A 24,146-nucleotide genomic window follows, 5' to 3' on the forward strand; every position below is an offset into this window, starting at 1 on the left:
TTATGGATGCGAAAACCAAACCCCTCGCTGGTCTCCGGGTGATTGAATTTGGTCAGCTGATTGCCGGGCCTTTTGCGGGAAGCCTGCTGGCTTATTTCGGCGCCGAGGTGATTAAGATTGAGCCGCCGGGAAAGGGCGACCCGATTCGCGGTTGGCGGGCGGTGGAAAACGGCACTTCATTTTGGTGGCGTTCGATTGGGCGCAATAAAAAAAGTGTCACCCTGAACCTCAAAAATCCGGAAGGCGCCGCTTTGGCCAAACAGCTGTGCGCCGGTGCCGATGCCATTATCGAAAACTTTCGCCCCGGGGTCATGGAATCCTGGGGGCTGGGCCCGGATGATCTAAAAGCGGATAACCCCCAGCTGGTGTACGCGCGTATTTCCGGTTACGGCCAAGACGGCCCCTACAGTAACAAACCGGGTTTTGCCTCGGTGTGCGAAGGCTTTAGCGGCTTTCGTTACGTGAATGGCCACCCGGGCGAGGCGCCGGTCAGGCCCAATTTAAGTATTGGCGATTCTATTGCCGGCTTGCACGCCGCCTTTGGTGTGGTTATGGCCTTGCTCGGACGCGAGCGCGGGCAGAGTGAGGGCCAGGTGGTGGATGTGGCGCTCTATGAGTCCATGTTCAATTTAATGGAGGCAGTGGTGCCGGAGTTCTCCGGCGCAGGTATGGTGCGCGAGCCTTCGGGTACCACGGTCACCGGCATTGTACCCACCAACACCTACCGCTGCCGCGATGGCAAGTACGTGGTGATTGGCGGTAACGGCGATTCGATTTTTCGCCGCTTGATGGAAGCGTTGGAGCGCCCTGATCTTGCTCGTGATCCGCGTATGGCGGATAACGCCGGGCGGGTGGAATGTGAAAACGAGATCGATCAGGTGCTGGCCGACTGGTGCCGTGCGCGTGCCTCTGAGCAGGTTTTGTCGGTATTGGAGCAGGCCCGTGTGCCCGCCGGCCCCATTTACTCGGTCGCCGATATGTTTGCCGATCCCCATTACCGTGCGCGCCAGATGTTTGAGGCGGTCGAAATAGACGGCCGCACGTTGGAAATACCCGCTATGCTGCCCAAGCTACGGGGAACGCCGGGTGAAACCCTGTGGCCCGGTGGCAACGTGGGCGACGAGACCTGGCAGGTACTGCAGGACACCGTGGGGCTTAGTGCCGAGGCTCTGACGCGGTTGCGAGAGAGAGGGGTTGTTTAGCCTGAGCGCTCCGCTGAGCTGACAGAGCCCGAAGAAATTGGGTGAGTGAGAAGAAAATCACAGAAACGCTTGACAACGTTGTCTGTATGGTAGTAAAAACAGTACCAGATTTTTTATTTTTTTATGAAAATAAATATCACGGTGAGTTGAGAGGCGTTGTGTTTCCTTCAGTTACGAGCTGGTTGTAAAGAGTGTGGATTGATACTGAGCCACGGGGAAGCCATTGTCAGAAAGATTCTGAGCAAAAAAAGAAACGGTAAGCCAAGGGGATTATGACTATGCAATTCAGTAGAAAGCTCTTGAGCCTCGCAGTGTGCGCGGCGACCACAGGTATGGCGGTATCGGGCGTATCGGCGCAAGAGAGCGCCAGTGACGAACAGTTGGTAGAAGAAGTTGTCGTGCGCGGTATGCGTCAGAGTATCGAAAGTGCGCAAGACATGAAGCGCTTTGCGGATACGGTTAAAGACGTTATTACAGCTTCAGATATTGGCGCGCTGCCGGATAAGAGTGTGACCGAAGCGCTGCAGCGCGTACCCGGTGTAACGATTGAACGCTTCGCCTCGTCGGATGACCCAAAACACTACGCCGATGAAGGTACCGGTGTACTGGTACGCGGTTTGGATCGGGTGCGCTCCGAAGTCAATGGTCGCGATGCCTTCAGTGCAAACCCCTATGGTGGCCTGAATTACGAAGATTTTCCGGCCGAGCTTTTGGGGGCGGTGGAAGTTGTTAAAAACCAAACCGCCGATAAAATTTCGGGCGGTATTGCCGGTACCGTAAACCTGATTTCACGCAAGCCATTTGATTCTGACGATCAGATAATTTCCTTTACTGCCAAGGGTAACTACGGCGATTACCGCGAAGAGTGGACGCCTTCTTTCTCCGCACTGTTTTCGGATTCCTGGGAGACCAGCGCCGGTCGTTTTGGCTTTTTGATCTCCGGCGCTTTCTCTGAATACAAAACCCGCGGCGATGGTGTAGGCCTGGGTAATTTCCACTCGCGCAGCGATGAATACTATCGTGGCTCGTGGGATGAGTGGGGCACCTTGCAAGGCGCGCCGGGTAAAGTAGAAGGTTATTACGATGGTCCCTGTGTACCTAACGCCCTGGGCTGGATGCCCGAGTGTAATGGTGTGCCCGCTGAGCTGATTACCGCCGAAACGGCCGAAGCGCCACCGGTTGATGGTGACCCTTTGCCGGGCCAGCCCGCTGGCGAAGTGTGGTATGTGCCGGCTAACTACCATCTCAGTACCGCAGAGAATGACCGCGAGCGTCAGGGTTTAACAGCGTCTTTGCAGTGGGCTAATAACGATGAAACCATCGTTACCACCTTAGAGCACATCAGCTCTGAAGCTTCCCTGGAGTGGCGCGAGCGGGTTATTGCTTCGGGTGATCGCGGCTTTGTCAGTGGCACGGGTAACGCCGTGGTGTGGACGGAAGAAGATGGCCGTCCTATCACCACCACCGAAGATGGCTTTTTAACCTCTGGGGTTGGGGCCAATGCGGATATCAACTTCCCACTGCAGTTCCGCAGTCGCTGGAATTACAACGAAGATACGGTTGAAGATACCTCGTTTAATGTTGAGTTAAACCCCATTGACCGCCTAAAAGTGGTATTGGATTATCAGCACGTGGATTCAACCCAAACCACTCACAACTACAACTTAACCAGTCGGGTGCGTGGCGACCTGACCGCCGAGGTGGCGCCGTTTTTCCTCGATTTGCGCGGCGATACGCCAACCATTGAGTACTTAAATTCGCGTGTATCCGACCCCACCATCAATACCGTGTCGGACGCCCCTAACCCGGATCTATACCTGGGTAACGGCATGCAGCAAGAGGTGCGCTCTGACGCCTCTATGGATGCCTTTAAGGTTGATTTGGAATACGCCTTCGATGGCCCGCTTACCGCCATTAAAGGCGGTGCTTACTACTCGGATAAAGAGCTGGAAATTGGCGATACCGAGTACTCTAACTGGACGGCGCTGGGTACTCCGTGGGTACAGGGTGATCGCTACAATGCGTCGCCACAACAACAGCCAGACCTGTTTGAGCGGGTAAGCTTCGCCGATCACTACAATGGTGAAGTGGTGCAGGGCGAGTACAACAGCTTCCTGTTCCCGCGCATGGATTTGGTAGAGGATTTTGCCAATACTCTACGCGATGGCTGTGGTGTGTGGAATGCGGTGGGTAATGCCAGTGATGGCAGTGGTCGCTGTGGGGTTCCCTACCAGGATATGAACAACCGGGTTGACGGTCCCTTCTCTGTGTATCAGTTGAGCTCGTCTGGCGAAGAGCGTACCGAGGCGTATATTCGCGGCGACTTCGAGTTCGACAATATGGCCATGCCACTTAGAGGTAATGTCGGTTTGCGCTATGTAAGCTATCAGCTTGAGTCTACCGGCTTTGAAGTACTGCCGCCGGTGGATAAGCGCGGCACCGATTCACTGGCCGACGTTATTGCAAACGATCATCCGGATTTGTACGCGCTGGCCGATGGCAGCGCCGAGCAGAGCACGGTACAGGGCACTGACTATGACACAGTGCTGCCAAGCTTGAACTTAAGTTTGGGGTTAACCGACGACTTGGTGCTGCGCTTTGCCGCGTCTAAGGCGCTTTACTATCCCAGTCTGCTGGACAGCCGCAACAGCATGGTGGTGAGCCTGGACTATGAAAATGTGCTGCAAGATCCATCCTCGGGCCGCGATGAAGTCACCAACCCGGTGGTGGGCATTGACGATATCGAAATTACCGCCGTATCGCGTAATCCCTATCTGGAGCCGGAAGAATCCGTTAATTTGGATTTAACTCTGGAGTGGTACTTTGCTCCGGTGGGTTCGGTGAGTATGGCCTTGTTCCAGAAAGATCTGGATAACATTATTCGCAATAAGAGCTTTGCCTACGAGCTGGATCACGCCGGTTACACCTATCCGGTATCGGCCTACGGCCCGGATAACACCGGCTCGGGCACCATTCGCGGGGCGGAATTCTCTTACCAGCAGTTCTACGACTTTTTACCCGGCGCCTGGAGTGGTTTAGGTCTGCAGTTCAACTACACCTATATCGACCAGGACGGGCTGGAAGATCCGCTGAACGAAAGCCCCTCGGATTTGATTTTCAACAACGACGGTTCTCAGGTAACGGATAACCGCAACAGCTTCCGCGTATTCTCGGGCTTGCCGCTACAGGGGTACTCGGATGAAAACCTGAACATTGTCGGTATGTACGAGTATGGCGATGTATCCTTGCGGGTGGCCTACAACTGGCGCTCAGAGTATCTGCTGACTCGTCGTGAGTCGGAAGAGTTTGTACCGGCTTACGCTGAACCTGTGGATCATCTGGATGCGAGCTTTTACTACACCATCAACGATAATTGGAAAGTGGGTATCGAGGGCAGCAACTTGCTTAACTCGGAAACCAAAACTCAGTACCAGTTGAACCAAGAGGGTGATAAAACCCAGGCACTTAGCTTTACCACAGATCGTCGCTACGCTCTGAGTGTACGCGCTACCTTCTGATAAGTGTGAGCAAGTGACGCAAGCGAATGCGCGCGATAGCTTCTATCGCGCGCATTTTTCGTTTAACTTGTCACTTTACCTACGCACATGCAGTAAAGCAGTTTCGCTATGCAAAATTTTTTAAGCTTTCCCGAGTATCGGGGTGTAAGCCGCGAGCAGTTTTTTAACGACATAGTGCCGCAGCAAAAACCCGTGGTCATTCGCGGTCTTGTGGGCGACTGGCCGCTGGTTGAAGCAGCGTTGCAGTCGGATGAATATTTCTGTCGCTATCTTGCGCAGTTTTATCGGGGCGAGCACGTCAATGTAGTGCTCGGCCATCCCGCCATTGAGGGGCGTTTTTTCTACAACGATAATCTGGACGGCTTTAATTATATTGAAGGCGGCGAGCGGCTGGATTTGTTCTTGGGGCGGTTGCTGGAGTTGGCCGGTCGCGACGTAAAACCCTCTGTGGCGGTACAGGGGATGGCGGTGGATAAAATTCTGCCGGGGTTGTCCGCCGCCAATCCGGCTGCTTTATTCGCCGAGCCAGTGGCACCCAAGCTGTGGGTGGGTAATAAAGTGTCCGTCTCCGCGCACTATGACGGCTCCGATAACCTGGCCTGCGTCGTGGCCGGTAAGCGGCGCTTTGTGCTGTTCCCACCCGAGCAAGTGGCCAACTTGTATCCCGGGCCACTGGATTACACGCCCGCCGGTGCACCGGTGAGTTTAGTGTCGCTGCACGACCCGGATTTTGATCGCTACCCGCGTTACCGCGAGGCCTTAAAAAACGCCTACAGCGCCGTGCTTGAACCCGGCGATGCGATTTTTATTCCCATGCTTTGGTGGCACCACGTGGATTCGCTGGCCGAGGTTAACGGCTTGATGAATTACTGGTGGAATGGTTCGATCGGTAAGCCGCAACAAAAGCCTACGCCGTTACAAAGTTTAAATTTCGCCGCTATGGCGATGCGCGATTTAACCCCCGCGCAGCGCAACGCCTGGCGAGCCATGTTTGATCACTATCTGTTTAAACAAGGGGAAGACCCTCAGTCTTATATTCCGACCCATAAACAGGGGGTACTGGGGGAAATGTCGCCGGAGTTTGAGCGCCAGGTTAAAGACTGGTTTATCCGCTTGTTGAAGTGAGTCGCACAGTATGAAGATAAAAAAAATCGCCATTGTGGGCGGCGGTACCGCCGGTTGGTTAGCGGCTAATTACCTCGGGCTATCCGTGGGCCGCGACCCAGAGGTGGAGATCTGCCTGATCGAATCCAAGGATGTACCCACCATTGGCGTCGGCGAGGGCACTGTGCCCAATATACGCGCTACTCTGCAGCGCTTTGGTATCGACGAGCGCGAGTTTATGGCCAAGTGTCAGGCCACCTTTAAGTTGGGTATCAAGTTTGCCAACTGGATGGACGCCGACAAGTACGGGGCGGATCATTATTACTATCATCCGTTTGTAGCGCCTTTTCCTGTGGGGGTGGATATCAGCCATTATTGGATGCACCACCAACAGCAAATGGCGTTTTCTGAACTCTCGGCTATGCATGCGCTGGCCGAGCACAATATAGGCCCCAAGCATCCTTCGTCGTCTCCCTACGATGGGGTGGTGCACTACGCGTATCACTTTGATGCGGGAAAATTTGCGCAACTGCTCGCCGATAATGCCCTTACTCGCTTTGGCGTTCGGCACAAGTTTGCAACCATCGAACAGGTGGTGATGGGCGATGATGGCAGTATTGATCGCTTGCAGTTTGCCTCGGGCGGTGAAGAGGCGTTTGATTTTTATATCGACTGCTCGGGCTTTGCCTCGCGTTTACTGGGGCAGGCTTTGCAAGTGCCGTTTTTAGCGAAAACTGAGCAAATCCCAACGGACACGGCGCTGGCCGTACAGGTGCCGACCGAGCCCAGCGACGAGGTGCAGCCTTACACCACCGCTAAAGCCCATAGTGCGGGATGGATTTGGGACATTCCCTTGCCTCACCGGCGCGGCACGGGCTTTGTGTATTCATCGTCGCACATGAGTGAGTCGCAGGCCGTGGCAGAGTTTTCCCGCTATCTGGGGTTTGATGCCGAAGCGGCGAATTTGCGCAAGGTGCCTATGCAGGCGGGGTATCGGCAATATTTCTGGCATAAAAACTGCGCCGCGCTGGGATTATCGCAAGGGTTTGTCGAGCCTTTGGAGGCCACCTCCATTATGGTAACGGATTTCTGTGCGGCGTTGCTGGCAGATCATTTTCCCCGCGATACCGACGATATGGCGCTTTTATCGCGTCACTGCAACGACTGGGTGGAGTATATCTGGGAGCGCACCATCGATTTCATTCAGTTGCACTATTGTATTTCCGATCGTCGGGACTCGGATTTCTGGGTCGATTGTACCGACCGAGCCAAGTTATCGGATGTGCTGGCCGAGCGATTGGCGCTGTGGAAAATTGCTTCGCCCAAACGAACCGACTTTTTCAGCACGGTGGATTTATTCAATCAGCAAAGTTATATGTACGTGCTCTACGGCATGTATTTCCCCACCCGTTTACCGGCCCTGAACCCGGCAGAAGTTCCGCTGGCAGAGGCGAAAATACGCGAGCACAACGCCTGGTGTGAGAAAGCGGTACAGGCGCTCAGCTCGCATCGCGCCTGGTTAAATCAGTTGCACAGCCGCTAATGTTGGCCAGCCTGAATAAGAGGTAAAAGGCGTGGGTGAATCACCAAAAACCTATGAATTGTCGGCGGCGGTGCTTCGGGGTGAATGGCGGCGATTTTGACGGCGGCAGCGGTGCAATCGCTGAGCTGGTGGAGTTCAGTCGCCGCTGCGGCATTAACCTTACAAACCATAATCAATTGCTTGTCGCCCATAGCGTTACCTAAATCGAGGCTCTAAAATAGCGCTTTTTCCCAAGATGAGCCCCTATGCAAATTAGCCCCGGTTTATATCGACACTACAAAGGCAGTGATTATTTTGTCTATCGCATCGCCACCCACAGCGAGACGCAAGAATCGCTGGTGGTCTATCGCTGCCTGTATGGGGACTTTTCCTGGTGGGTGCGCCCGCTGGCGATGTTTACCGAAACCGTTGAACGGGAGGGGGAAACTCAGCCTCGGTTTGCCTTTGTCGCGCCCATGAGTGTGGATGAGGCCGAACGCCGTGCCCGCGGCGCAGCGTCCACCACCCCCGCCTGCGACCAAGATAGCCAGTGGATGAAAGAGGCTATGGCCCTGGCGGATCGCGCCGCCGAAAACAATGAAGTGCCCGTGGGTGCCGTCGTTGTGCGCGACGGTGTAATGGTGGGGCAGGGCTATAACCGCCCCATTGGCAGCTGCGACCCCACCGCCCATGCCGAGATGATGGCGTTGCGAGACGCCGCGCGTCAGCTGGGTAACTACCGTTTGGCGGACTGTACCCTCTATGTCACCCTGGAACCTTGCACCATGTGTACCGGCGCCATTGTTCACAGCCGCATCGGGCGTTTGGTGTATGGCACCACCGAGCCCAAGGCCGGGGTAGTGGAAAGCCAGGCGCGCTTATTGGACGCGCCCTATTTAAATCACAGCCTGACTCTCACCCCGGGGGTGGAACGCGAGGCTTGCCAGCAACAGCTGCAGGCATTTTTTCGCCGTCGCCGCGCGGAAAAGAAAGCCTTGCGCTCTTAGCGCCCGGCTTTTACCGGGTTGCAGTTTTTAATGCTTACCTTGCCCTGTAAAATATTGCCTTTGGAATATTCGTTAAAGTAGCAGGTGTTGGTGGCCGGATCGTAGTTTTCAATCCACAGGTTGTCTTCTTTCCAGGTGGCGGCTATATGTTGCTGGCCATCGGGCACGGTGACGGTCATCACCCCGCCGTAGCGTTTGACAAAGACCTGTTCAAAATAAAAATAGTAAGCGCCCCAGCCGATCACAAAAATCATCAGCGCACCCCCTAGAGCGCCGCGCCAAAAGTTGTGCTTGCCCAATATAACCAGTGTGGCCATGGCGAGAAAGATAACCGCGCCCCAGTACAAGTAGGTAATCATAAGCGTTTCCTGTGAGGATAGAGTGGTTCAGTGTAACAAAGAGCCTATAATTCATTCCCGATGTTTTTTGCGCGAGTCCAAAACGTTCACTTTGCACGGTAATGGCCATAGTCCTTGGCAAAAGTGCAGGCCTGTCGCGTTCTGCTCACGGCGCTTACTTACATCCATTTGGGCGATACAGTGTTGACGTGTTGGCCGCGCCCTCGGGAATTTGATCAGAGGTCTCTTAAAGAATAGATAAGGGGGCTATTTTTTCTTTTTCCGGGGCGCTTTCATCCGGCGCCTCGTCTTCATCATTCTGCTCAGAGGGAGTGAGGTCGGTGCCTTCGGCCATCGCCAGGCGTCGCTGTTCTTGCTGCTCGTGCCAGGCAATAATATCCCGGTAGCGCAGAATATTATTCACGTAGTGCACCGGCTCCCAACCGCGGGCGTAACCGTGGCTTAGGGTTCTGTAATATTTACGCTTAGCCAACAGAGGCAGGTGCTGTTCTACGTCTACCCATATGTCCGGGTTGCCGCCATGGCGCTGGGTGAGAATACGGGCATCCTCTAAGTGGCTCATCCCCACGTTGTAGGCGGCCAGCGCCAGCAGGGTTCGGTCTGGGTCGGTAATGCGCTGGGGCAGACGGTCGTACAGTCTTTTAAAGTAGAGGGCGCCGCCGCGCATGCTCTGTTTAGGGTCCTGGCGATTTTTAATGCCCAGCTCGCGGGCGGTGGTGCGGGTTAGCATCATTAAACCGCGCACGCCCGTGTGTGAGACTGCGTCCGGGTCCCAGTGAGATTCCTGATAGCTCATAGCGGCCAGTAGCTGCCAATCCAGCCCCACCTCGTCGGCCACGGTTTGGATCAGCTCTTGCCACTGGGGCAGGCGGTTATCAATGCGGTGGGTAAACAGTAGGGCGCCGCCGGTGCTGACCGGCGGCGGGCTGTTAAACAGCTCGTCCACCAGGGCTTTCAGCGAGCCGTCCTTGCGAATTTCCGTTAGGTAGGTCTGCGCTTTTGCAAAAAGTGAGTTGTCTTGCCCCTGGGCGAAGGCCCAGGCGAGGTTCTCGGGCTCGCCCAAATCAAACGCAACCCGCGCTTTGGGGAAAATATGCGAATTGGTTTGATAGGCATTGGAGTCGACCATGGCATAGTCCACCTCGCCCCGGTGCACCATTTCCATCAAATCGATCATTTCCAGGTTTTCTTGTTCGCGCCAGTGCAAATCTGGGTATTCGGCTTTTAACGCCTGCAAACGTTCGGCGTGGGAGGAGCCCTCAATCACCAACAGCTCTCCCTCCAGCTCCCCCAGGGTTTCGGGCTTTAAGGTGCCCCGGCGATACAGCAGCTGTTGGGTAACCTTTAGGTAGGTGGGGCTAAAGCGCACCGTCTGAGCTCGCTGCGGGGTGACCGTAAGGCCAGCGGCGGCCAGATGGGCCTCGCCATTGGCCACCTGGCGAATCATTTTGTTTAGGCTCTCTTGCTCACGTATCTCAAGCTCAACGCCCAGATAGTCGGCGAAGCCCTGCAGCAGCAAATACTCGAACCCTGTGCGTCCCTCGGGGCCTTCGTAATAGGTGGTGGGGCCGTTGCGCGAAATCGCCACCAAAGTGCCACTTTCGCGCAGCGCCTCTAGTTCGGTAGGGGGGCGGCTCGCGGATAACAGCAGGGCGAGCGCCAGCAGCACACTACTAAACAGCAGCCGCTTGGGACGAATACGTCCGGGTAGCCCGCGCCAGTAGTTGCCTAGTGCTTGTATCTGCATTCACTCCGCCTTCCGGTGCTAACCGGATTGAGCAATAGCCCGCTGAGCCGGGGGCGATGCGCCTAAAATTTGCGCGATTTTATACGCTTAGAACCGCCTGTGCCAGCTTGACACTGGCGTTTTTCCAATGCGGGGACGGCTTCCGGGCTGAGCGGTGACCTGTATCAATTTTAGTGTTGCCCCTGAGCCCTGTCCAAATTTACGGTTTTAATCGGTGTTTACTTTTCTGTGGGGATGGGGTGCGTAATTTTTGTACAAACTGCACGAGGCAGCTGCCAATATTGAGTAATTGCAGTACAATGGCGGCCCTTTTTCAGGGCCCGCGATTACCCCTTAAATGGACGGGGTGGCCGCGGGTCTATGTGTTTACACATCAAACCCGCTAGTTTGAGGCTCAACCCGCTATGCTGATTTTGCCCGGTGCCCCCGCACTTTCTCCTTTTCGTACGCAAAAGCTACTCGCCAGCCTGCAAGAGGTTGCCCCCGGGGTGACCGGTGTAGCCGCTGAGTACACCCATTTTATCGACCTGGCGGCGCCACTGTCAGACGACGAACAGGCGGTACTGGGCGCGCTTTTGACCTATGGGCCGCGTATGGATGAGGTGTCGCACGAGGGGCGGCTGTTTTTGGTGGTACCGCGTTTTGGCACTATCTCGCCCTGGTCGACCAAGGCCACCGATATAGCCCGCAATAGCGGCCTGTTTGAGGTCAAACGCATCGAGCGGGGCATCAGCTACCATGTGCAGGGCGATATTGCCGATGCCGAGCGCGAGGCGGTAGCGGCGCTGCTGCACGATCGCATGGTGGAGCGGGTGCTGCCCGATCTGGATTTGGCCTCGGCCCTGTTCGACCACGCCGAGCCCGCGCCCCAGACCAGTGTGGATATTATGGGCGGCGGTCGCGACGCTCTGGCCAAAGCCAATGGCGAGCTGGGCTTGGCGCTGGCGGAAGACGAAATCGACTACCTGGTAGAGAACTTCCAGAAACTGGGCCGCAACCCGGTGGATGTGGAGCTGATGATGTTCGCTCAGGCCAACTCCGAGCACTGCCGTCATAAAATCTTTAACGCCAGCTGGACCCTGGATGGCGAAGAGCAGCCCCGCAGCCTGTTCAAAATGATCAAAAACACCTTTGAGTGTGGCGGCGAACAAGTGATGTCGGCCTACGCCGATAACGCCGCTGTGGTGGAAGGCCCCGAGGCCGGGCGCTTTTACCAGGACCCGGAAACCGCCGAGTACCGCTACAGCAGCGAAAACGTTAACCTGCTGATGAAAGTGGAAACCCACAACCACCCCACGGCTATCTCACCCTTTGCCGGCGCGGGCACGGGTGCCGGCGGTGAAATTCGCGACGAGGGCGCGGTGGGGCGCGGCTCTAAGCCCAAGGTTGGTTTAACCGGTTTTACCGTTTCTAACCTGAATATTCCGTCGTTTATCCAGCCCTGGGAACAGGAGTACGGCAAGCCAGGTCGCATCGTCAGCGCCCTGGATATTATGCTGGATGGCCCCATCGGCGGCGCGGCCTTTAACAACGAGTTTGGTCGCCCCAACATTTGCGGCTATTTCCGCACCTTTGAAGAAAACTACGACGGCGAGCGCCGCGGCTACCACAAGCCCATTATGCTGGCCGGTGGTTACGGCAATATTCGCAGCGAACACGTGGACAAGCCGCCCTTTGCCGCCGGTTGTAAACTGGTGGTGTTGGGTGGCCCGGCCATGCTGATTGGTTTGGGCGGCGGCGCGGCCTCTTCTATGGATTCGGGCAGCTCGTCCGAAGATCTGGACTTTGCCTCGGTACAGCGCCAGAACCCCGAAATCGAACGCCGCTGCCAAGAGGTCATCGACCGCTGCTGGCAGCTGGGCAACGACAACCCGATTGCCTTTATTCACGATGTGGGCGCCGGCGGCCTGTCTAACGCCTTCCCCGAGCTGGTAAAAGACGGCGGTTGTGGCGGCAGTTTTGAGCTGCGCAACGTGCCCAACGACGAGCCCTCCATGAGCCCCTTGGCGATCTGGTGTAACGAATCGCAAGAGCGCTATGTACTGGCCATTGCGCCTGAGAACCTCGCCCGTTTTGAGCAAATGTGCGAGCGCGAGCGTGCCCCTTACGCGGTAGTGGGGGAATCCACCAACGAGCAGCACCTGGTGGTTAACGACAAGCACTTCGACGCCAAGCCCGTGGATTTGCCCATGTCGCTGCTGTTTGGCAAACCGCCCAAAATGCACCGCGAGGCCAGCCGCTACACCCCGGCTTCGGACGAATTTAACACCGCCGACATTGACATTAACGAAGCCGCCGAGCGCGTGCTAAAGCACCCCACGGTGGCCAACAAAAGCTTTTTGATCACCATTGGCGACCGCTCGGTGACTGGTATGGTGGTACGCGATCAGATGGTCGGCCCCTGGCAGATTCCGGTGGCCGACTGCGCCATTACCACCGTCAGCTACGACTCGGTCAAAGGCGAGGCCATGAGCATTGGCGAGCGCACCCCAAGCGCGCTGCTGGACGCCCCGGCGTCTGGTCGTATGGCCGTGGGCGAGGCATTAACCAACATCGCCTGCGCCCCGATTGCCGATATTAAAGATATCAAGCTGTCCGCCAACTGGATGTGCGCCGCTGGCCACAAAGGCGAAGACGAAAAACTCTACCGCACCGTTGAGGCCGTGGGCATGGAACTGTGCCCGGAACTGGGTATTACCATCCCGGTGGGTAAAGACTCTATGTCCATGCGCACGGCCTGGAGCGAAAACGGCAAAGACAAAGCCGTCACCGCGCCTTTGTCGCTGGTGATTACCGCGTTTAGTCCGGTTAGCGACGTGCGTCTGTCGGTCACGCCCGAACTTCGCACCGATCAGGGCGAGACCGAGCTGCTGCTGGTGGATCTGGGCGCGGGCAAGAATCGTCTGGGCGGTTCCATTCTGGCGCAAACCTACAATCAGCTGGGCGACACCCCGGCGGATGTGGATAGCGCCGCACAATTAAAAGGCTTTTTTGAGGCCACCCAAAAAGCCCTGGCTGAGGGTTGGATTCTCGCCTATCACGACCGCTCCGACGGTGGCTTGTTCGCCACCCTGGCCGAGATGAGCTTTGCCGGTCACTGCGGTATCGATGTAGACATTAACGCCCTGGGCGAGTGTCCGCTGACCGCATTGTTTAGCGAAGAGCTGGGCGCCGTGTTGCAAGTTAAACGCGCCGATGCCGAAAAAGTAAAAGCCCTGTACGCCGATGCCGGCCTAACTGGTCTGGTGTACAGCATCGGTACCCTGAATGAAGACGACTGGCTGCGCATCGCGCAAAACGGCGAGCTGGTGTTCGACCAAAGCCGCGTTATTTTGCAAAGCTTGTGGAGCGAAACCAGCTACCAGATGCAGGCGTTGCGCGATAACCCAGAGTGCGCTAAACAGGAGTTTGACGGCATTATGGCCGCTAACCCGGGCCTGAGTACCGAGCTGAGCTACGATATCAACGAGGATGTCGCCGCGCCCTATATCAACAAGGGCGAGCGTCCGCGCATTGCGGTATTGCGTGAGCAGGGTGTTAACGGCCACGTGGAAATGGCAGCGGCGTTTGACCGCGCCGGGTTTGCCGCCGTGGACGTACATATGAGCGATCTGCTGGCCGGGCGCGTAGGGCTGGAAACCTTTAAAGGCCTAGTGGCCTGCGGTGGCTTTTCTTACGGTGACGTACTGGGCGCCGGTGAGGGCTGGGCCAAAACCGTGCTGTTTAATCAGCAGGTGCGCGATCAGTTCGAAGGCTTCTTTAACCGCGCCGATACCTTCAGTCTGGGCGTGTGTAACGGCTGTCAGATGATGTCTAACCTGAAAGACCTGATTCCCGGCGCCGCCCACTGGCCGCGCTTTGTGCGCAACCTGTCCGAGCAGTTTGAAGCGCGCTTCTCGCTGGTAAAAATCCAGGAGTCGCCCTCGGTGCTGTTTAAAGGTATGGCGGGATCGCATATGCCAGTGGCCGTGGCTCACGGTGAAGGTCGCGCCGAATTCGCCGACCCCAGCGCTTTAAACAGCTGCGACAGCAGCGGCCTGGTGACCATGCGCTATCTGGATAACAGCCTGCAGGTGACCGAGCAGTATCCGGCCAACCCCAATGGCTCACCTTTGGGTATCACCAGCGTCACCAGCGAAGATGGCCGCGCCACCATTATGATGCCTCACCCCGAGCGGGTATTCCGCGCGGTGACTAACTCCTGGCATCCAGACGATTGGCAAGAGGATGGCGCTTGGATGAGAATTTTCCGCAATGCGCGAGTATTTGTGGATTAATTGCGGTCTAATACTAAGAAGTGAGGACGACCTCACCTCTCTTACACTATCGTTTGGGGACGGCCCCTGATATTGAGAGGTGTGTATGAGTTGGTTTATTTTAATTATCGCTGGTTTGTTTGAGATTGGCTGGGCCATTGGTCTTAAGTATACCGATGGCTTCACTAAGCTTTGGCCCACCGTGGGTACAGTGTTGTCTTTGGTGATCAGCTTTCTCTTGCTGGGTTTGGCGGTCAAAATTTTACCCGTGGGGACGGCTTACGCCATCTGGGTGGGCATTGGCGCCGTAGGTACAGCGGTACTGGGCATTGTATTGTTCGGCGAGTCAACGGATGTGCTTAAACTGGTGAGCTTAGGTTTGATTGGTGCCGGAATTGTCGGTCTAAAACTGGCTCACGGCTAGCCTGCGCACTGCCGGTGGTTGAGGCCAATATGAAAAGCGAGTCCCTGTGGCTCGCTTTTTTTATGCCTCGGGGAAACGATTGCGTCCCCTGAGCGCTGTTGGTACTCTCTAATCAAAGGTTCCTTAGGCGATAGAGGTGCCCTAAATCTGTTTACTGGTCGCTTGTAAAAATGCGCGAACGGAGGTGGGGCCTTGATATTTAATAGCCTGTTAAGGGAACGCATGAACTTTGGGCTCGTTCATGCGCTGCGCATTAATCCGATAATTTTGATTGTGGGATTAACAAGGACCCTTCGATAATAACAACAGAGCGTTTACGCTTATGATCCGAGTAGGGCGTCTATTATTGGTATTCTTGCTTTGTCCCACCCTGGCATGGGGGGCAGAGTCATATCGCTACTGGGACTGGGGGCAGTCGCAGAGGCGGGATGATTACCAATTTATGGTGCTGCAGAAGGCGCTGGAGGCAACTCGCGCCGAGTATGGCGATTTTCAGGTAGAGCGGGTGCAGCAGCAGTTTAGTACCAGCCGTGCACGCCGCGAAATTAATAGCGGTACGCGGGTTAATGTCCGCTCTGGCCCCTATGTTCCCGCCGAAAACATCGACGATCCCGCCGAAGTTAATCAGCCGGTGGGGGTGCCTATTTTGTTTAATTTACTGGGGTATCAGCGACTGGTTACACAGCGCGAACGCCTGCCCGCTTTGACCAAGGTCGAGACTATCGCCGACCTCCAGGCCTATGAGTTGGGGGTCGGGCGCGGCTGGGTGGATGTGGATATCTATCGCCACAATGGATTTAACGTAAACGACGGCGCCCATGTCACGACCTTGGTGGCTATGCTCGAGTTGGGCCGGTTTGATCTGTTGCCGTCAACCTTAATGGATTATCAAGAAGCGATTGCCGCAGCCTCGCAGCCAGAGTTATTAGGGACTGCGCCCGGGTTGGTTCTCCGCTATCCTTTTCCGGTGATGTTTTATGTAGGCAAAAATGACCAAGCTCGGGCCGCCCGCATTCGCGCCGGATTGGAACGGCTGACTCAAAGCGGGGAGTTGCGCGAGCTTTTTACTCAGTATTTCGAGCCCGAGCTGACTTTTCTAGCGCAACCAGGCCTGCGCGTTATTGCGCTGGAAAACCCCCACCTTGAGGCGGATGCCCCCGTGTCTGGGGGGCCGTCTATCCCCTAAATTTTTAGGGCTTAGGCGCAGGAAGCTCGGTCCCGCAGTGCTTGCAGTGGGCGGCATCGGCCTCGTGGCCACTGCGTTTGCAGCCTGGACAATGGCGCCGGTGGCGGTCGCGCTGCATCTCCTGAGCCAGCTCGGCGGTGAGTATCCCCGTGGGCACGGCGATAATGGAATAGCCGGTTAACATGGCTGCTGCCGAAATAACCTGGCCCAGAATAGTTTGCGGCACAATATCGCCGTAACCCACGGTGGTGATGGTTACGATGGTCCAGTAAATACTTTTAGGGATACTGGTAAAGCCGTGGGCCGGACCCTCCACCATATACATTAGCGAGCCAAAAATAACCGACAGCACCAGCACTGACGAGAAAAACACGAAAATTTTGCGCCGCGCGAGCAGCATGGTGCGCATTAACAAATTGGCTTCGCTTAAATAGCGCGCGAGCTTAAGAATACGAAAAACCCGTAGCACTCGCAGCAGCCGGATAATCAGTAAGTTATTGGCTCCGGGGATAAAAAACGCTAAATAGGACGGCAAAATGGAGAGTAAATCGACAATGCCGTAAAAGCTTTTGACATAAGCCCAGCGCCGCTCGGCACAGTAAATCCGGGTTAGATACTCGGCGGTAAACAGTAAGGTAAACGTCCACTCCGCAGTGCGCAGCCAGGGTTCGTAATCGCGCACGATCCACTCGACGGACTCAAGCATCAGTACCAGTACGCTGATGCAGATGGCCCAAATCAAACAGACGTCAAACAGCTTGCCGCCGGGGCTCTCCCAGCCGAAAATAATGTGGTTGAGTCGGGTGCGCAGGCTATTGTCCGTTGCATTAGACACGTGGGGCGTGGGCTCTGCAGAGTCTGGGTTGGGGGGCTCGGGCGTCGCCATAGTCATCCTGGTTGCGAGGAGTTATTCATAAATTGTACGGATAAAACGCGCCGCCGTCATTCCATGCCCTATCGTTTATTTTCTTCGGGGATCAGTACCAGGGCGCGGCCGGAAGATAAATGTGCCTTATCGACACTCTGCAGTTTGTTGTAGCTGATAATGCTGTGCAAGGTTTTCACATAGTCTGCGCCCCGCTCGGAATAGCGGCTTAAGGTTGCGGCGGCGGTCATGCCATCCAGAGCCTGGCCACGGGCCCGGTATTCGGCGCGCAGAGTGCGAAACTCCCGGTAGGCGTCGTGAGTATTTAAATTAAGCGCGTGGGCGCGCACCGATTGCAGCGGCGATTCGAATGTGGCGATTTTATAATCACCTTTTTCGCTGCGCTGTTGGTTTGGGGTAATACCCTTGCCAGACCAAGTCCATTGGCCAAACAAGGCATTGCCCGCAAAAGTAAAGTGTGATGTGCCCCAGCCGCTTTCCTCGGCGGCCTGCGCTAATACAAGCGAAGGCGGCAGCGTGTCTACGCGCTTGAGTAAGGGCGCGATAGTTGCTGTGAGGGGTTCACCTGGGGCGCGGCTAACTCGGTAGCCTTGTGCCAGTTCGGTCAGCCATTGGCGCTGGGGAAGGGAAAGCGATTGTGACTGGCGCAAAGCGAACAGTTTGTCACGATCTTGCTGAATCAGCTCGTTACTGCGCAGTACCAATGGCCCCAGCAGACGAAAAAACAGCGCCTTTTTGAGAGCCACCGTTATCTTCTGACTGGTTTTTGTACTCCAGCGTTGGGGCACGTCGGCCAAATAAATACGTGGTACCTGGCGTTCACCTTTACGCCAGGTGTCGCGGGTGTAGCCCAAGGTGGTAAAGAGTTCCACGATGGTTTGGTAGCTGTCCACAATGCGCTGCTCCGCCCTGATTTCACCTCCGGTTACCGCCTCGAGCGAGGGCGTCGCCAGGCTGACGGGGCAGGCAATAAGCAGACTAAAGAATATGAGTGTCTTGGGTGACATAAGGGTCCATAATGCAGCGGTCAGCTTACTAAAGTGGGCTGATGTATAAAAACTAGCCCTTATCAGCGACTTTCCCCACAATAATGTACCAACGGTGGGGGAGTCGCTCAAGCCGGAATATCAAGGAGGAAATATGACCTTACAGCCGATTGCCGATGAGCTGTGGATAATTGATGGTCCCGCGGTGTCATTTTTCGGCATGCCCTATACCACGCGTACCACAATCGCACGCTTGCCCAACGGCAGCTTGTGGGTGCATTCCCCGGGCGAGATTAATGATGCCCTGGCCGAGCAACTGGATGCTTTGGGCCAAGTTTGCTATTTAATTGCACCGAACAAAATACACCATTTATTTATCGAACACTGGCAAAAACGCTACCCTGCTGCCGAGAGTTTTGCGGCGCCGGGACTGCGGGAAAAGCGTCCCGACTTGACCTTCAGCGGTGACTTGCTGGATACCCCGCATACCTCCTGGGCTCCGACGCTAGATCAATTAATCTTTGTTGGAAGTCCCGTCATGCAGGAGGTGGTGTTTTTTCACACACCCAGTCGCACCTTGATTCTGACCGATTTAATTGAGAACTTCGCCCCCGATTACTTTACGGGCGTAAAAGCTTTAGCGGCGAAGGCTACCGGGATTGTGGCTCCTAATGGGAAGATGCCGCTCGACTGGCGGTTGAGCTTTTGGCGTGGCAAGGATCAGGCTCGGCGTTGTCTGGCAATGATTTTGGCCTGGCAGCCCGAGCGAATTGTGATTTCTCATGGCGAGTGTGTTTTTGAAAATGCCCAGGATTTTCTGCGACGCTCGTTCGCCTGGCTTAAGCTTGAAAAATTTTGACTTGCGCTTTGTAACTCTTACCAAGTGAGCGGCAAACCCTTTTATTAAGGGTGCTTTTATCTTTCGCTTATGGCGGTAATTCTCATTATGTTTTTATTCTGAATCACAGTTTGAGTGCCAAATTGTGACGCCCGTCTTACGCTTCATTGCAAGTATTATCTTGGCATACAGGTTGCGATACTAAACCCAGGTTTGCACGATTTCGTAACTTTGTTAGGAGTAGTACCGATGATTAAACCTGTTGTAACCAGCTTTGTTTTGCTTGCCTCATCGACCGCCGTTATGGCGCAATCCAACAGCGAAAGCGGTTGGCGGTTCCAGCCAGAATTCTCGGTCGGTGGTGGCTATGGTGTTACTAAGTTAAAAGACGAAGACTTTGATGAAGACGAAGCTGCCATGAAAGCCTTTGCGCTGGTGAAGTTTAATGAGTACATCGGCTTGGAAGGCGGTTACATTGACTTCGATGAAGCGAGTAACGAAGCGCTAAGCTTTGATCCGTCGGGGGCAACCCTGGCGTTGATTCTGGAAGCGCCTATTACCCAGGTTTTTTCGGTTTATGCCAAAGGCGGTCAGCTGTGGTGGGATGGCGAGGCGAGCCTAAACACCGATGTCGTGGACGCCGACACAGATTTTGATGGCGACGAAACCTTCTGGGGTATTGGTACCAAGTTTCAACTTGCGGAACACCTAGATCTACGGGTGGAGTATGAACGGTTTAACTTTGAGGTAGAGCAGGACGAAATTAATCTACTGCAACCTCGTGCACTGGATATGGATGTGGACTATGCCAGTGTGAATTTGCAATACACATTTTAAACCACGGATTTATGGGGGACGTTTAAAGGGCAATAGCGTCGGTTTTGTTGCCCTTAACTAAACCAACCATGAGGTAAATGTTATGAATACTGTACGCAAAAATTTGGTTGCACGAACTACGGCGGTGGTTATGACGGGTCTGTTGGCTGTCTCGCCCTTGGCGCTGGCCGAGAGTATGCGCGATTCGCAAAAACCCGAAGCCCACAGCAGTGTTTACGAGTCGGCGGTGAATTTGAAAGCTTTTTCGCAGGTCGATAAAGACACCAGCGGTCAGGTGGAGTTTGGCGAGCTAGAGCAAGCCTATTCCCAAGATCTTAAGCAGCGTGACTGGGGCTCGGACAAGGTAATGGACCGCTTTGACGACAACGCCGATAATGCGCTTAACAGTGAAGAGTACGCGGTGTTTGCCCGCGAACTCTTGCGCAGTGATCGTTTGTCGCAAAACGGCGAGCAGGCGCAGCGCGACGGCGCTAATGCGATGGCGGACGCCGAGGCCAATTCCAGTTTACGCCCCGATATGAATCGTGAAGGTCAAGGTTTGGCGGACTATAGCGGTGATCAACGAAACCAGCCCGCCGACACTCAGACAACCCTGGCGGGTATTGACGCGGCCCAGGCCGAGCGCTTGGAAGGCCGCGACGTGGTAAACCGCAACGGTGACACTCTGGGTGAGGTGGAAGATGTACTGATTGAAAACAGCCAGATTAAAGATTTGGTTGTCAGTATTGGCGGTATCGCGGGTATCGGTGATAAGGATGTGCTGGTGGATGCGCGCGAGTTTAGCGTCGAGGGCGATAAGCTGGTGTGGAACACACCCTTGACGGAAGATCAGTTAGATAACTTGCCCGAGTATAGCGATACGGAAAAATACTCGGTTAATTATCGCTAGAGCTAACCTTTGGTTAGCTTGATATTGTAGGTCGTTAAAAGGCAAGGGTAGTATTTTAACGGCCTACAGCCCTAAACTATCGCCTTCAGGGGGACGTCCCTGAGGGCGATGTCTTTTGGGGTTAACGCAGGTGCAAATTAATAAAAATCCTGCGCGTTGCTTTCGCCGCTTAGAATACTCGCCTTCACATCATCCGCATTATTTTCCAGCGTGACCAAACCGATGCCTGACTGATTTAGCAAGCGCGCGTGACTTTGTCCTTCCACACGGCGTTGCCGCACTTTCATGCGCCGGCGTTTGGTGAATATATTAAGGGGTGAACGGCTGGCATACAGCCAGCGGTTGAGCCGGTCAAACCATGTAAGCAAGGTCTGAGGAAAGGTGTTCTTAATGCCGCTGGCGGTAATTTGGGTAATCTCGGGGCTGTGCTTTCGACGCCTTAGGGACACATTGTAAACAAAGGAGTAATGGACATCCCCCGAAAGGATAATAAAGTGCGGTGGCGTTTTGGGGTGAGAGAAAATATTCAGCATCACATTGGCCGCCCCTGGGTGTGCCATCCAGTTTTCGGCATCTACCATTAACGCCTTGCCAAAAAAGGTAAAGACTCGCTGTACCACCTCAATTAATTTAACCCCGAATACCGGGCTGGGCGATACCAGAATCACACTGGGGTGGCCGATGAGTTTTTGCTGCATATCCGTTAATGCCTCCCAGTCCATCAAGCCTGAGGGGCGATTGGGGCTGGATTCGGAGCGCCAGCGCCGGGTGCGGGTATCCAGCACCACCACCGGCGGTTCGGTGGGCAGTTCGTAGTGCCAGTGCTCCCACTCAAGCAATCGGTCGATAAGCGCATCCTGATTATGCAGTTCACCGGCACTAAAGTGGTGGTTGATGTGCTCTGCTAAGGGTTCCAGCGCCTTGGGTTGGTTGCCCCAGCCCTGACACAACCAGTAGCCGATTAACGCATTGCCAATAATTCGGCGCGAAAAGGGGTGACCGTAGGCGGTTTCTTCCCAGCCCCGGGTCAGGTTCCAGTCGTCGGTAATATCATGGTCGTCAAAGATCATATAGCTGGGAATATGCGCCAGCAGTCGTTGCACTTGATCCAGCCCCCGAGCAAATTCAGCAATAATTGTTCGCTCGTTCTGGTAGCGTTCGCGATAGGGCGCTTTGACCCCATCGGGGACTCGCTCTGTATCCACCAGCGCCCAGCAACACGGTGACCAGCTCAATAAATACATGGCCAGCACTTCGCTAAAGGTAATCAGGTGGTTGTCGGCCCCCGCCGAGGTGAAGATGGGTTTTTCGGCACCGCTGAAAAATAGCTCTAAAAGGTCGCGATTGGCTTTGTTGCGTGGCAATAGCTGATCGCGCTCGTAGTAGTTGTGCTCGCTATGAACCAGCTCGCGCGCGTTATTCACTATGGCTCCGGCGAAGGTCTCGCTCCATAATCCCAGCGCTTCTATCAGTTGGCCGATGGCTGAAAGCATAGGGCCCGCGACATCGTCGGCGTAAATTTGATCGCCCGTTAACAGCAGCATGGCCGGGCCTTTGTCGCTATGGCGCGCCTGTGCTAAATGCGAGTCGGCCGAGAGTAATCCGTCTTCGCCCGGGTGGTGGGGTTTACGACACGAACCGTGTAGCAGGCTGTGAATTGTGGGGCGAATGCTAAAGCCTGGTCGTTCGTCTGTCCCGTAACAAAGGTTTGGTAAATGCGCTTTAAGGGGCGTGCTTGAATCGCCGTCAAAAATAAAGTCGTAACCAATGTAGCAGTCGGTGGGCAGCGCCTGGGCAACGGGCAGATGTACCAGCTGAATAAAGCAGTGTTTGCCCGCGGGAATTTGCTGTGTTTGGGGCTTATAAGTATGTGGACTTTGCCCGGGCGGATACAGGGTTATTTCAATGCTACAGGCGCGGCTGGTACACAGCCAAAAATTTAACTCGGTGGCACTTGTGTGACGCAGCACAGGGCCCGACAACAGCAGCGGTAATTCGGTCATGGGGTTAGCACCTCGGCTAGCCAAAGTCGGTCGGCTTTAATTTGCTGTGCATTCTTATCAGCCGCCAGGCGTAAATCATCGGCCACCTCGGGCAGTTCGGTACTCAGGCGCCGCTCAAATTCGGTCGAGCGGATATCCCCGCGTGCATGGGCTAGGGCGAGCGCCCGTGCGCAGTGTTTAACGTAATCCAAAAAATTGTGTTTAACCGAGCCTTTAGCCGTCGCGATTTGCTCTGGATCTAAGTTGTAGCGAGCGTGGTGGCGTGAGCGCACCAGCCAGTGGGCGTCTTGCCAGACCACTTCGTCCAACACGATATCGGGGCGGCGCGCCATCAGCCGCTGGCAGTTTACGGTTAAGTGGGCGGGGTTAAGCCGGTTCATTGGCGGCAGGTGATCAAAATAATGCAGTGGCGCCGCCTCTCGTTGGCATTTGACTTCGACGACATGAAACAGTGGCCACTGTGCTTCGCCGGGGGTATCTGTAGGGCCCACCAGTAAATAATAGCGCGCCATATTCACCGATCCGGTTCCCGCGTCCTGGCGCTGCACTACATCGAGAATCTGGTCATCCACATAGGGAGCAAAGGTGTGAATAATGTGCGACACAGTTGCGGCGTCCAAGCGTTTATAACGGCCCGGCCGATTGCGAAACTTTAACGGCACTAAAGTCAAATCCACGGCTTTGGCCAGGGAGCTTTTGCGACTAAACTTTTGGCCACCGGTGGATCGCTCGCAAGCTTTTTTATAGGCTTTACGCATCAGCTTAGACCTATTAAAAGAGTTCACCGCCCGGTAGCGATAGTCCGGTTTTTTGACGCTCTTTTTTAAAGTTTTACGGTAGGTGTGCAAAAAGGCAAGCTGCGCTTTGTGCGCGTGATCGGTGCTTAGACAATGCTCGCCTTTGGGCTCTTCCAGGGGTGGATAAAGTCCCTCCAGCAAGCCCTGACAATAGTCGCGGCACAGCTCTATGCTCGCTAAAAATCGCACCAGATCCCACGCCGGGTTGCCGATGCAGGCATCATCAAAATCATTGGGTCCAAAAATAATCTGCTCGCCGTGGGAGCCCTCTTCGGTAAAAAAGCCAAAATTGGACAGGTGGCAGTCACCCATAATGGTGGTGTGGGGCCAGCTTTGGCATAACTTGGGCAGGGGGATTTCACCACCGGCCAGATCGGCGTAGAAAAGCTGCGCCGAGCCGCGCATAAAAACAAAGGGGTTAGACAACATTTTATGGTGCTTGTCGATACCCAGCTCGCCGTCTACGCGGATCAACTCGTCCTTTAGCTGTTGAGTTCTGTTTTTCACACAATCACCTCTGGGGCCGTTTTCTTTTACCCGATTCTACACGGATTGCGGTTTTCCCGAAAAAGCGCTGAGCCTATT

General features: G+C 55.0%; 18 protein-coding genes. 11 read left to right on the top strand and 7 right to left on the bottom strand.

Features of this window, described 5'->3' with window-relative positions; all coding sequences use genetic code 11:
• Positions 1-2 precede the first annotated feature (2 nt).
• The 4 genes from M6D89_RS00635 to M6D89_RS00650 all read left to right on the top strand — a co-directional run bounded on the left by M6D89_RS00635 (position 3) and on the right by M6D89_RS00650 (position 7,367).
• A complete protein-coding gene (locus M6D89_RS00635; protein WP_253966097.1) occupies positions 3-1,202 on the top strand; it encodes a CaiB/BaiF CoA transferase family protein in 1,200 nt (399 codons plus the stop codon).
• Positions 1,203-1,480: 278 nt separating this feature from the next.
• Complete coding sequence (locus M6D89_RS00640) at positions 1,481-4,720, top strand: TonB-dependent receptor (protein WP_253966098.1); 3,240 nt, start codon at positions 1,481-1,483, stop codon at positions 4,718-4,720.
• 108 nt (positions 4,721-4,828) lie between these two features.
• A complete protein-coding gene (locus M6D89_RS00645) occupies positions 4,829-5,845 on the top strand; it encodes a cupin-like domain-containing protein (RefSeq protein WP_253966099.1) in 1,017 nt (338 codons plus the stop codon).
• Between the two features lie 10 nt (positions 5,846-5,855).
• A complete protein-coding gene (locus tag M6D89_RS00650; protein WP_253966100.1) occupies positions 5,856-7,367 on the top strand; it encodes a tryptophan halogenase family protein in 1,512 nt (503 codons plus the stop codon).
• On the opposite strand, the gene M6D89_RS00655 is transcribed toward M6D89_RS00650, so the two are convergent.
• Positions 7,364-7,558: a hypothetical protein gene (locus M6D89_RS00655; protein WP_253966101.1), complete on the bottom strand. Its 195-nt coding sequence runs from the start codon at positions 7,556-7,558 to the stop codon at positions 7,364-7,366. The genes M6D89_RS00650 and M6D89_RS00655 overlap by 4 nt on opposite strands.
• A 54-nt stretch (positions 7,559-7,612) precedes the next feature.
• Here M6D89_RS00655 and tadA point away from each other — a divergent pair, with 54 nt between their 5' ends.
• Complete coding sequence (gene tadA, locus M6D89_RS17320) at positions 7,613-8,353, top strand: tRNA adenosine(34) deaminase TadA (protein ID WP_336297525.1); 741 nt, start codon at positions 7,613-7,615, stop codon at positions 8,351-8,353.
• Here the strand turns inward: tadA and M6D89_RS00670 are convergent.
• Together M6D89_RS00670 and mltF are read right to left on the bottom strand one after the other, a co-directional pair.
• The gene (locus tag M6D89_RS00670) at positions 8,350-8,712 is read right to left on the bottom strand and encodes a hypothetical protein (protein WP_253966102.1); all 363 of its coding nucleotides are present in this window, start codon (positions 8,710-8,712) and stop codon (positions 8,350-8,352) included. The two genes, tadA and M6D89_RS00670, sit on opposite strands and share 4 nt — an antisense overlap.
• A gap of 226 nt (positions 8,713-8,938) precedes the next feature.
• Positions 8,939-10,459 (bottom strand): membrane-bound lytic murein transglycosylase MltF, encoded by a 1,521-nt coding sequence (gene mltF / locus M6D89_RS00675; protein WP_253966103.1) that lies wholly within the window; start codon positions 10,457-10,459, stop codon positions 8,939-8,941.
• Positions 10,460-10,863: 404 nt separating this feature from the next.
• On the opposite strand from mltF, the gene purL reads away from it, so the two are divergent.
• From purL to M6D89_RS00690, 3 genes are all read left to right on the top strand, one after another.
• Positions 10,864-14,736, top strand: coding sequence for a phosphoribosylformylglycinamidine synthase (gene purL, locus M6D89_RS00680; protein ID WP_253966104.1), 3,873 nt, complete (start codon positions 10,864-10,866; stop codon positions 14,734-14,736).
• Positions 14,737-14,821: 85 nt separating this feature from the next.
• Complete coding sequence (sugE, locus tag M6D89_RS00685) at positions 14,822-15,139, top strand: quaternary ammonium compound efflux SMR transporter SugE (RefSeq protein ID WP_253966105.1); 318 nt, start codon at positions 14,822-14,824, stop codon at positions 15,137-15,139.
• A 322-nt stretch (positions 15,140-15,461) separates the two neighbouring features.
• Entirely contained in the window at positions 15,462-16,325 is an 864-nt protein-coding gene (locus tag M6D89_RS00690) for a type 2 periplasmic-binding domain-containing protein (RefSeq protein ID WP_253966106.1), read from the top strand.
• Positions 16,326-16,329: 4 nt separating this feature from the next.
• On the opposite strand, the gene M6D89_RS00695 is transcribed toward M6D89_RS00690, so the two are convergent.
• Together M6D89_RS00695 and M6D89_RS00700 are read right to left on the bottom strand one after the other, a co-directional pair.
• Entirely contained in the window at positions 16,330-17,160 is an 831-nt protein-coding gene (locus M6D89_RS00695) for an ion transporter (RefSeq protein ID WP_418930347.1), read from the bottom strand.
• Between the two features lie 119 nt (positions 17,161-17,279).
• Positions 17,280-18,218, bottom strand: coding sequence for a glucosaminidase domain-containing protein (locus tag M6D89_RS00700; protein WP_253966108.1), 939 nt, complete (start codon positions 18,216-18,218; stop codon positions 17,280-17,282).
• Positions 18,219-18,351: 133 nt separating this feature from the next.
• Between M6D89_RS00700 and M6D89_RS00705 the strand changes: the two genes are divergently transcribed.
• From M6D89_RS00705 to M6D89_RS00715, 3 genes are all read left to right on the top strand, one after another.
• On the top strand, positions 18,352-19,056 hold the full coding sequence (locus tag M6D89_RS00705) for a DUF4336 domain-containing protein (protein ID WP_253966109.1): 705 nt from the start codon (positions 18,352-18,354) through the stop codon (positions 19,054-19,056).
• 228 nt (positions 19,057-19,284) lie between these two features.
• Entirely contained in the window at positions 19,285-19,872 is a 588-nt protein-coding gene (locus tag M6D89_RS00710) for an outer membrane beta-barrel protein (protein ID WP_253966110.1), read from the top strand.
• Positions 19,873-19,954: 82 nt separating this feature from the next.
• A complete protein-coding gene (locus M6D89_RS00715) occupies positions 19,955-20,761 on the top strand; it encodes a PRC-barrel domain-containing protein (RefSeq protein WP_253966111.1) in 807 nt (268 codons plus the stop codon).
• 137 nt (positions 20,762-20,898) lie between these two features.
• Here M6D89_RS00715 and M6D89_RS00720 read toward each other — a convergent pair whose 3' ends face one another.
• Both M6D89_RS00720 and M6D89_RS00725 read right to left on the bottom strand, forming a co-directional pair.
• On the bottom strand, positions 20,899-22,764 hold the full coding sequence (locus M6D89_RS00720) for a metallophosphoesterase family protein (RefSeq protein WP_253966112.1): 1,866 nt from the start codon (positions 22,762-22,764) through the stop codon (positions 20,899-20,901).
• Positions 22,761-24,068, bottom strand: coding sequence for a DUF2252 family protein (locus M6D89_RS00725; protein ID WP_253966113.1), 1,308 nt, complete (start codon positions 24,066-24,068; stop codon positions 22,761-22,763). The genes M6D89_RS00720 and M6D89_RS00725 overlap by 4 nt, the downstream gene beginning before the upstream one ends.
• Positions 24,069-24,146: the final 78 nt, after the last annotated feature.

It is taken from the genome of Gilvimarinus xylanilyticus, assembly GCF_024195295.1.
Classification (GTDB): Bacteria; Pseudomonadota; Gammaproteobacteria; order Pseudomonadales; family Cellvibrionaceae; genus Gilvimarinus; species Gilvimarinus xylanilyticus.

What these genes read in the sequence shown, in the direction of transcription:
- M6D89_RS00635 (WP_253966097.1), top strand. Translation starts at nt 3, where the DNA reads ATGGATGCGAAAACCAAACCCCTCGCTGGTCTCCGGGTGATTGAATTT.
- M6D89_RS00640 (WP_253966098.1), top strand. Translation starts at nt 1,481, where the DNA reads ATGCAATTCAGTAGAAAGCTCTTGAGCCTCGCAGTGTGCGCGGCGACC.
- M6D89_RS00645 (WP_253966099.1), top strand. Translation starts at nt 4,829, where the DNA reads ATGCAAAATTTTTTAAGCTTTCCCGAGTATCGGGGTGTAAGCCGCGAG.
- M6D89_RS00650 (WP_253966100.1), top strand. Translation starts at nt 5,856, where the DNA reads ATGAAGATAAAAAAAATCGCCATTGTGGGCGGCGGTACCGCCGGTTGG.
- M6D89_RS00655 (WP_253966101.1), bottom strand. Translation starts at nt 7,558, where the DNA reads ATGGGCGACAAGCAATTGATTATGGTTTGTAAGGTTAATGCCGCAGCG.
- tadA (WP_336297525.1), top strand. Translation starts at nt 7,613, where the DNA reads ATGCAAATTAGCCCCGGTTTATATCGACACTACAAAGGCAGTGATTAT.
- M6D89_RS00670 (WP_253966102.1), bottom strand. Translation starts at nt 8,712, where the DNA reads ATGATTACCTACTTGTACTGGGGCGCGGTTATCTTTCTCGCCATGGCC.
- mltF (WP_253966103.1), bottom strand. Translation starts at nt 10,459, where the DNA reads ATGCAGATACAAGCACTAGGCAACTACTGGCGCGGGCTACCCGGACGT.
- purL (WP_253966104.1), top strand. Translation starts at nt 10,864, where the DNA reads ATGCTGATTTTGCCCGGTGCCCCCGCACTTTCTCCTTTTCGTACGCAA.
- sugE (WP_253966105.1), top strand. Translation starts at nt 14,822, where the DNA reads ATGAGTTGGTTTATTTTAATTATCGCTGGTTTGTTTGAGATTGGCTGG.
- M6D89_RS00690 (WP_253966106.1), top strand. Translation starts at nt 15,462, where the DNA reads ATGATCCGAGTAGGGCGTCTATTATTGGTATTCTTGCTTTGTCCCACC.
- M6D89_RS00700 (WP_253966108.1), bottom strand. Translation starts at nt 18,218, where the DNA reads ATGTCACCCAAGACACTCATATTCTTTAGTCTGCTTATTGCCTGCCCC.
- M6D89_RS00705 (WP_253966109.1), top strand. Translation starts at nt 18,352, where the DNA reads ATGACCTTACAGCCGATTGCCGATGAGCTGTGGATAATTGATGGTCCC.
- M6D89_RS00710 (WP_253966110.1), top strand. Translation starts at nt 19,285, where the DNA reads ATGATTAAACCTGTTGTAACCAGCTTTGTTTTGCTTGCCTCATCGACC.
- M6D89_RS00715 (WP_253966111.1), top strand. Translation starts at nt 19,955, where the DNA reads ATGAATACTGTACGCAAAAATTTGGTTGCACGAACTACGGCGGTGGTT.
- M6D89_RS00720 (WP_253966112.1), bottom strand. Translation starts at nt 22,764, where the DNA reads ATGACCGAATTACCGCTGCTGTTGTCGGGCCCTGTGCTGCGTCACACA.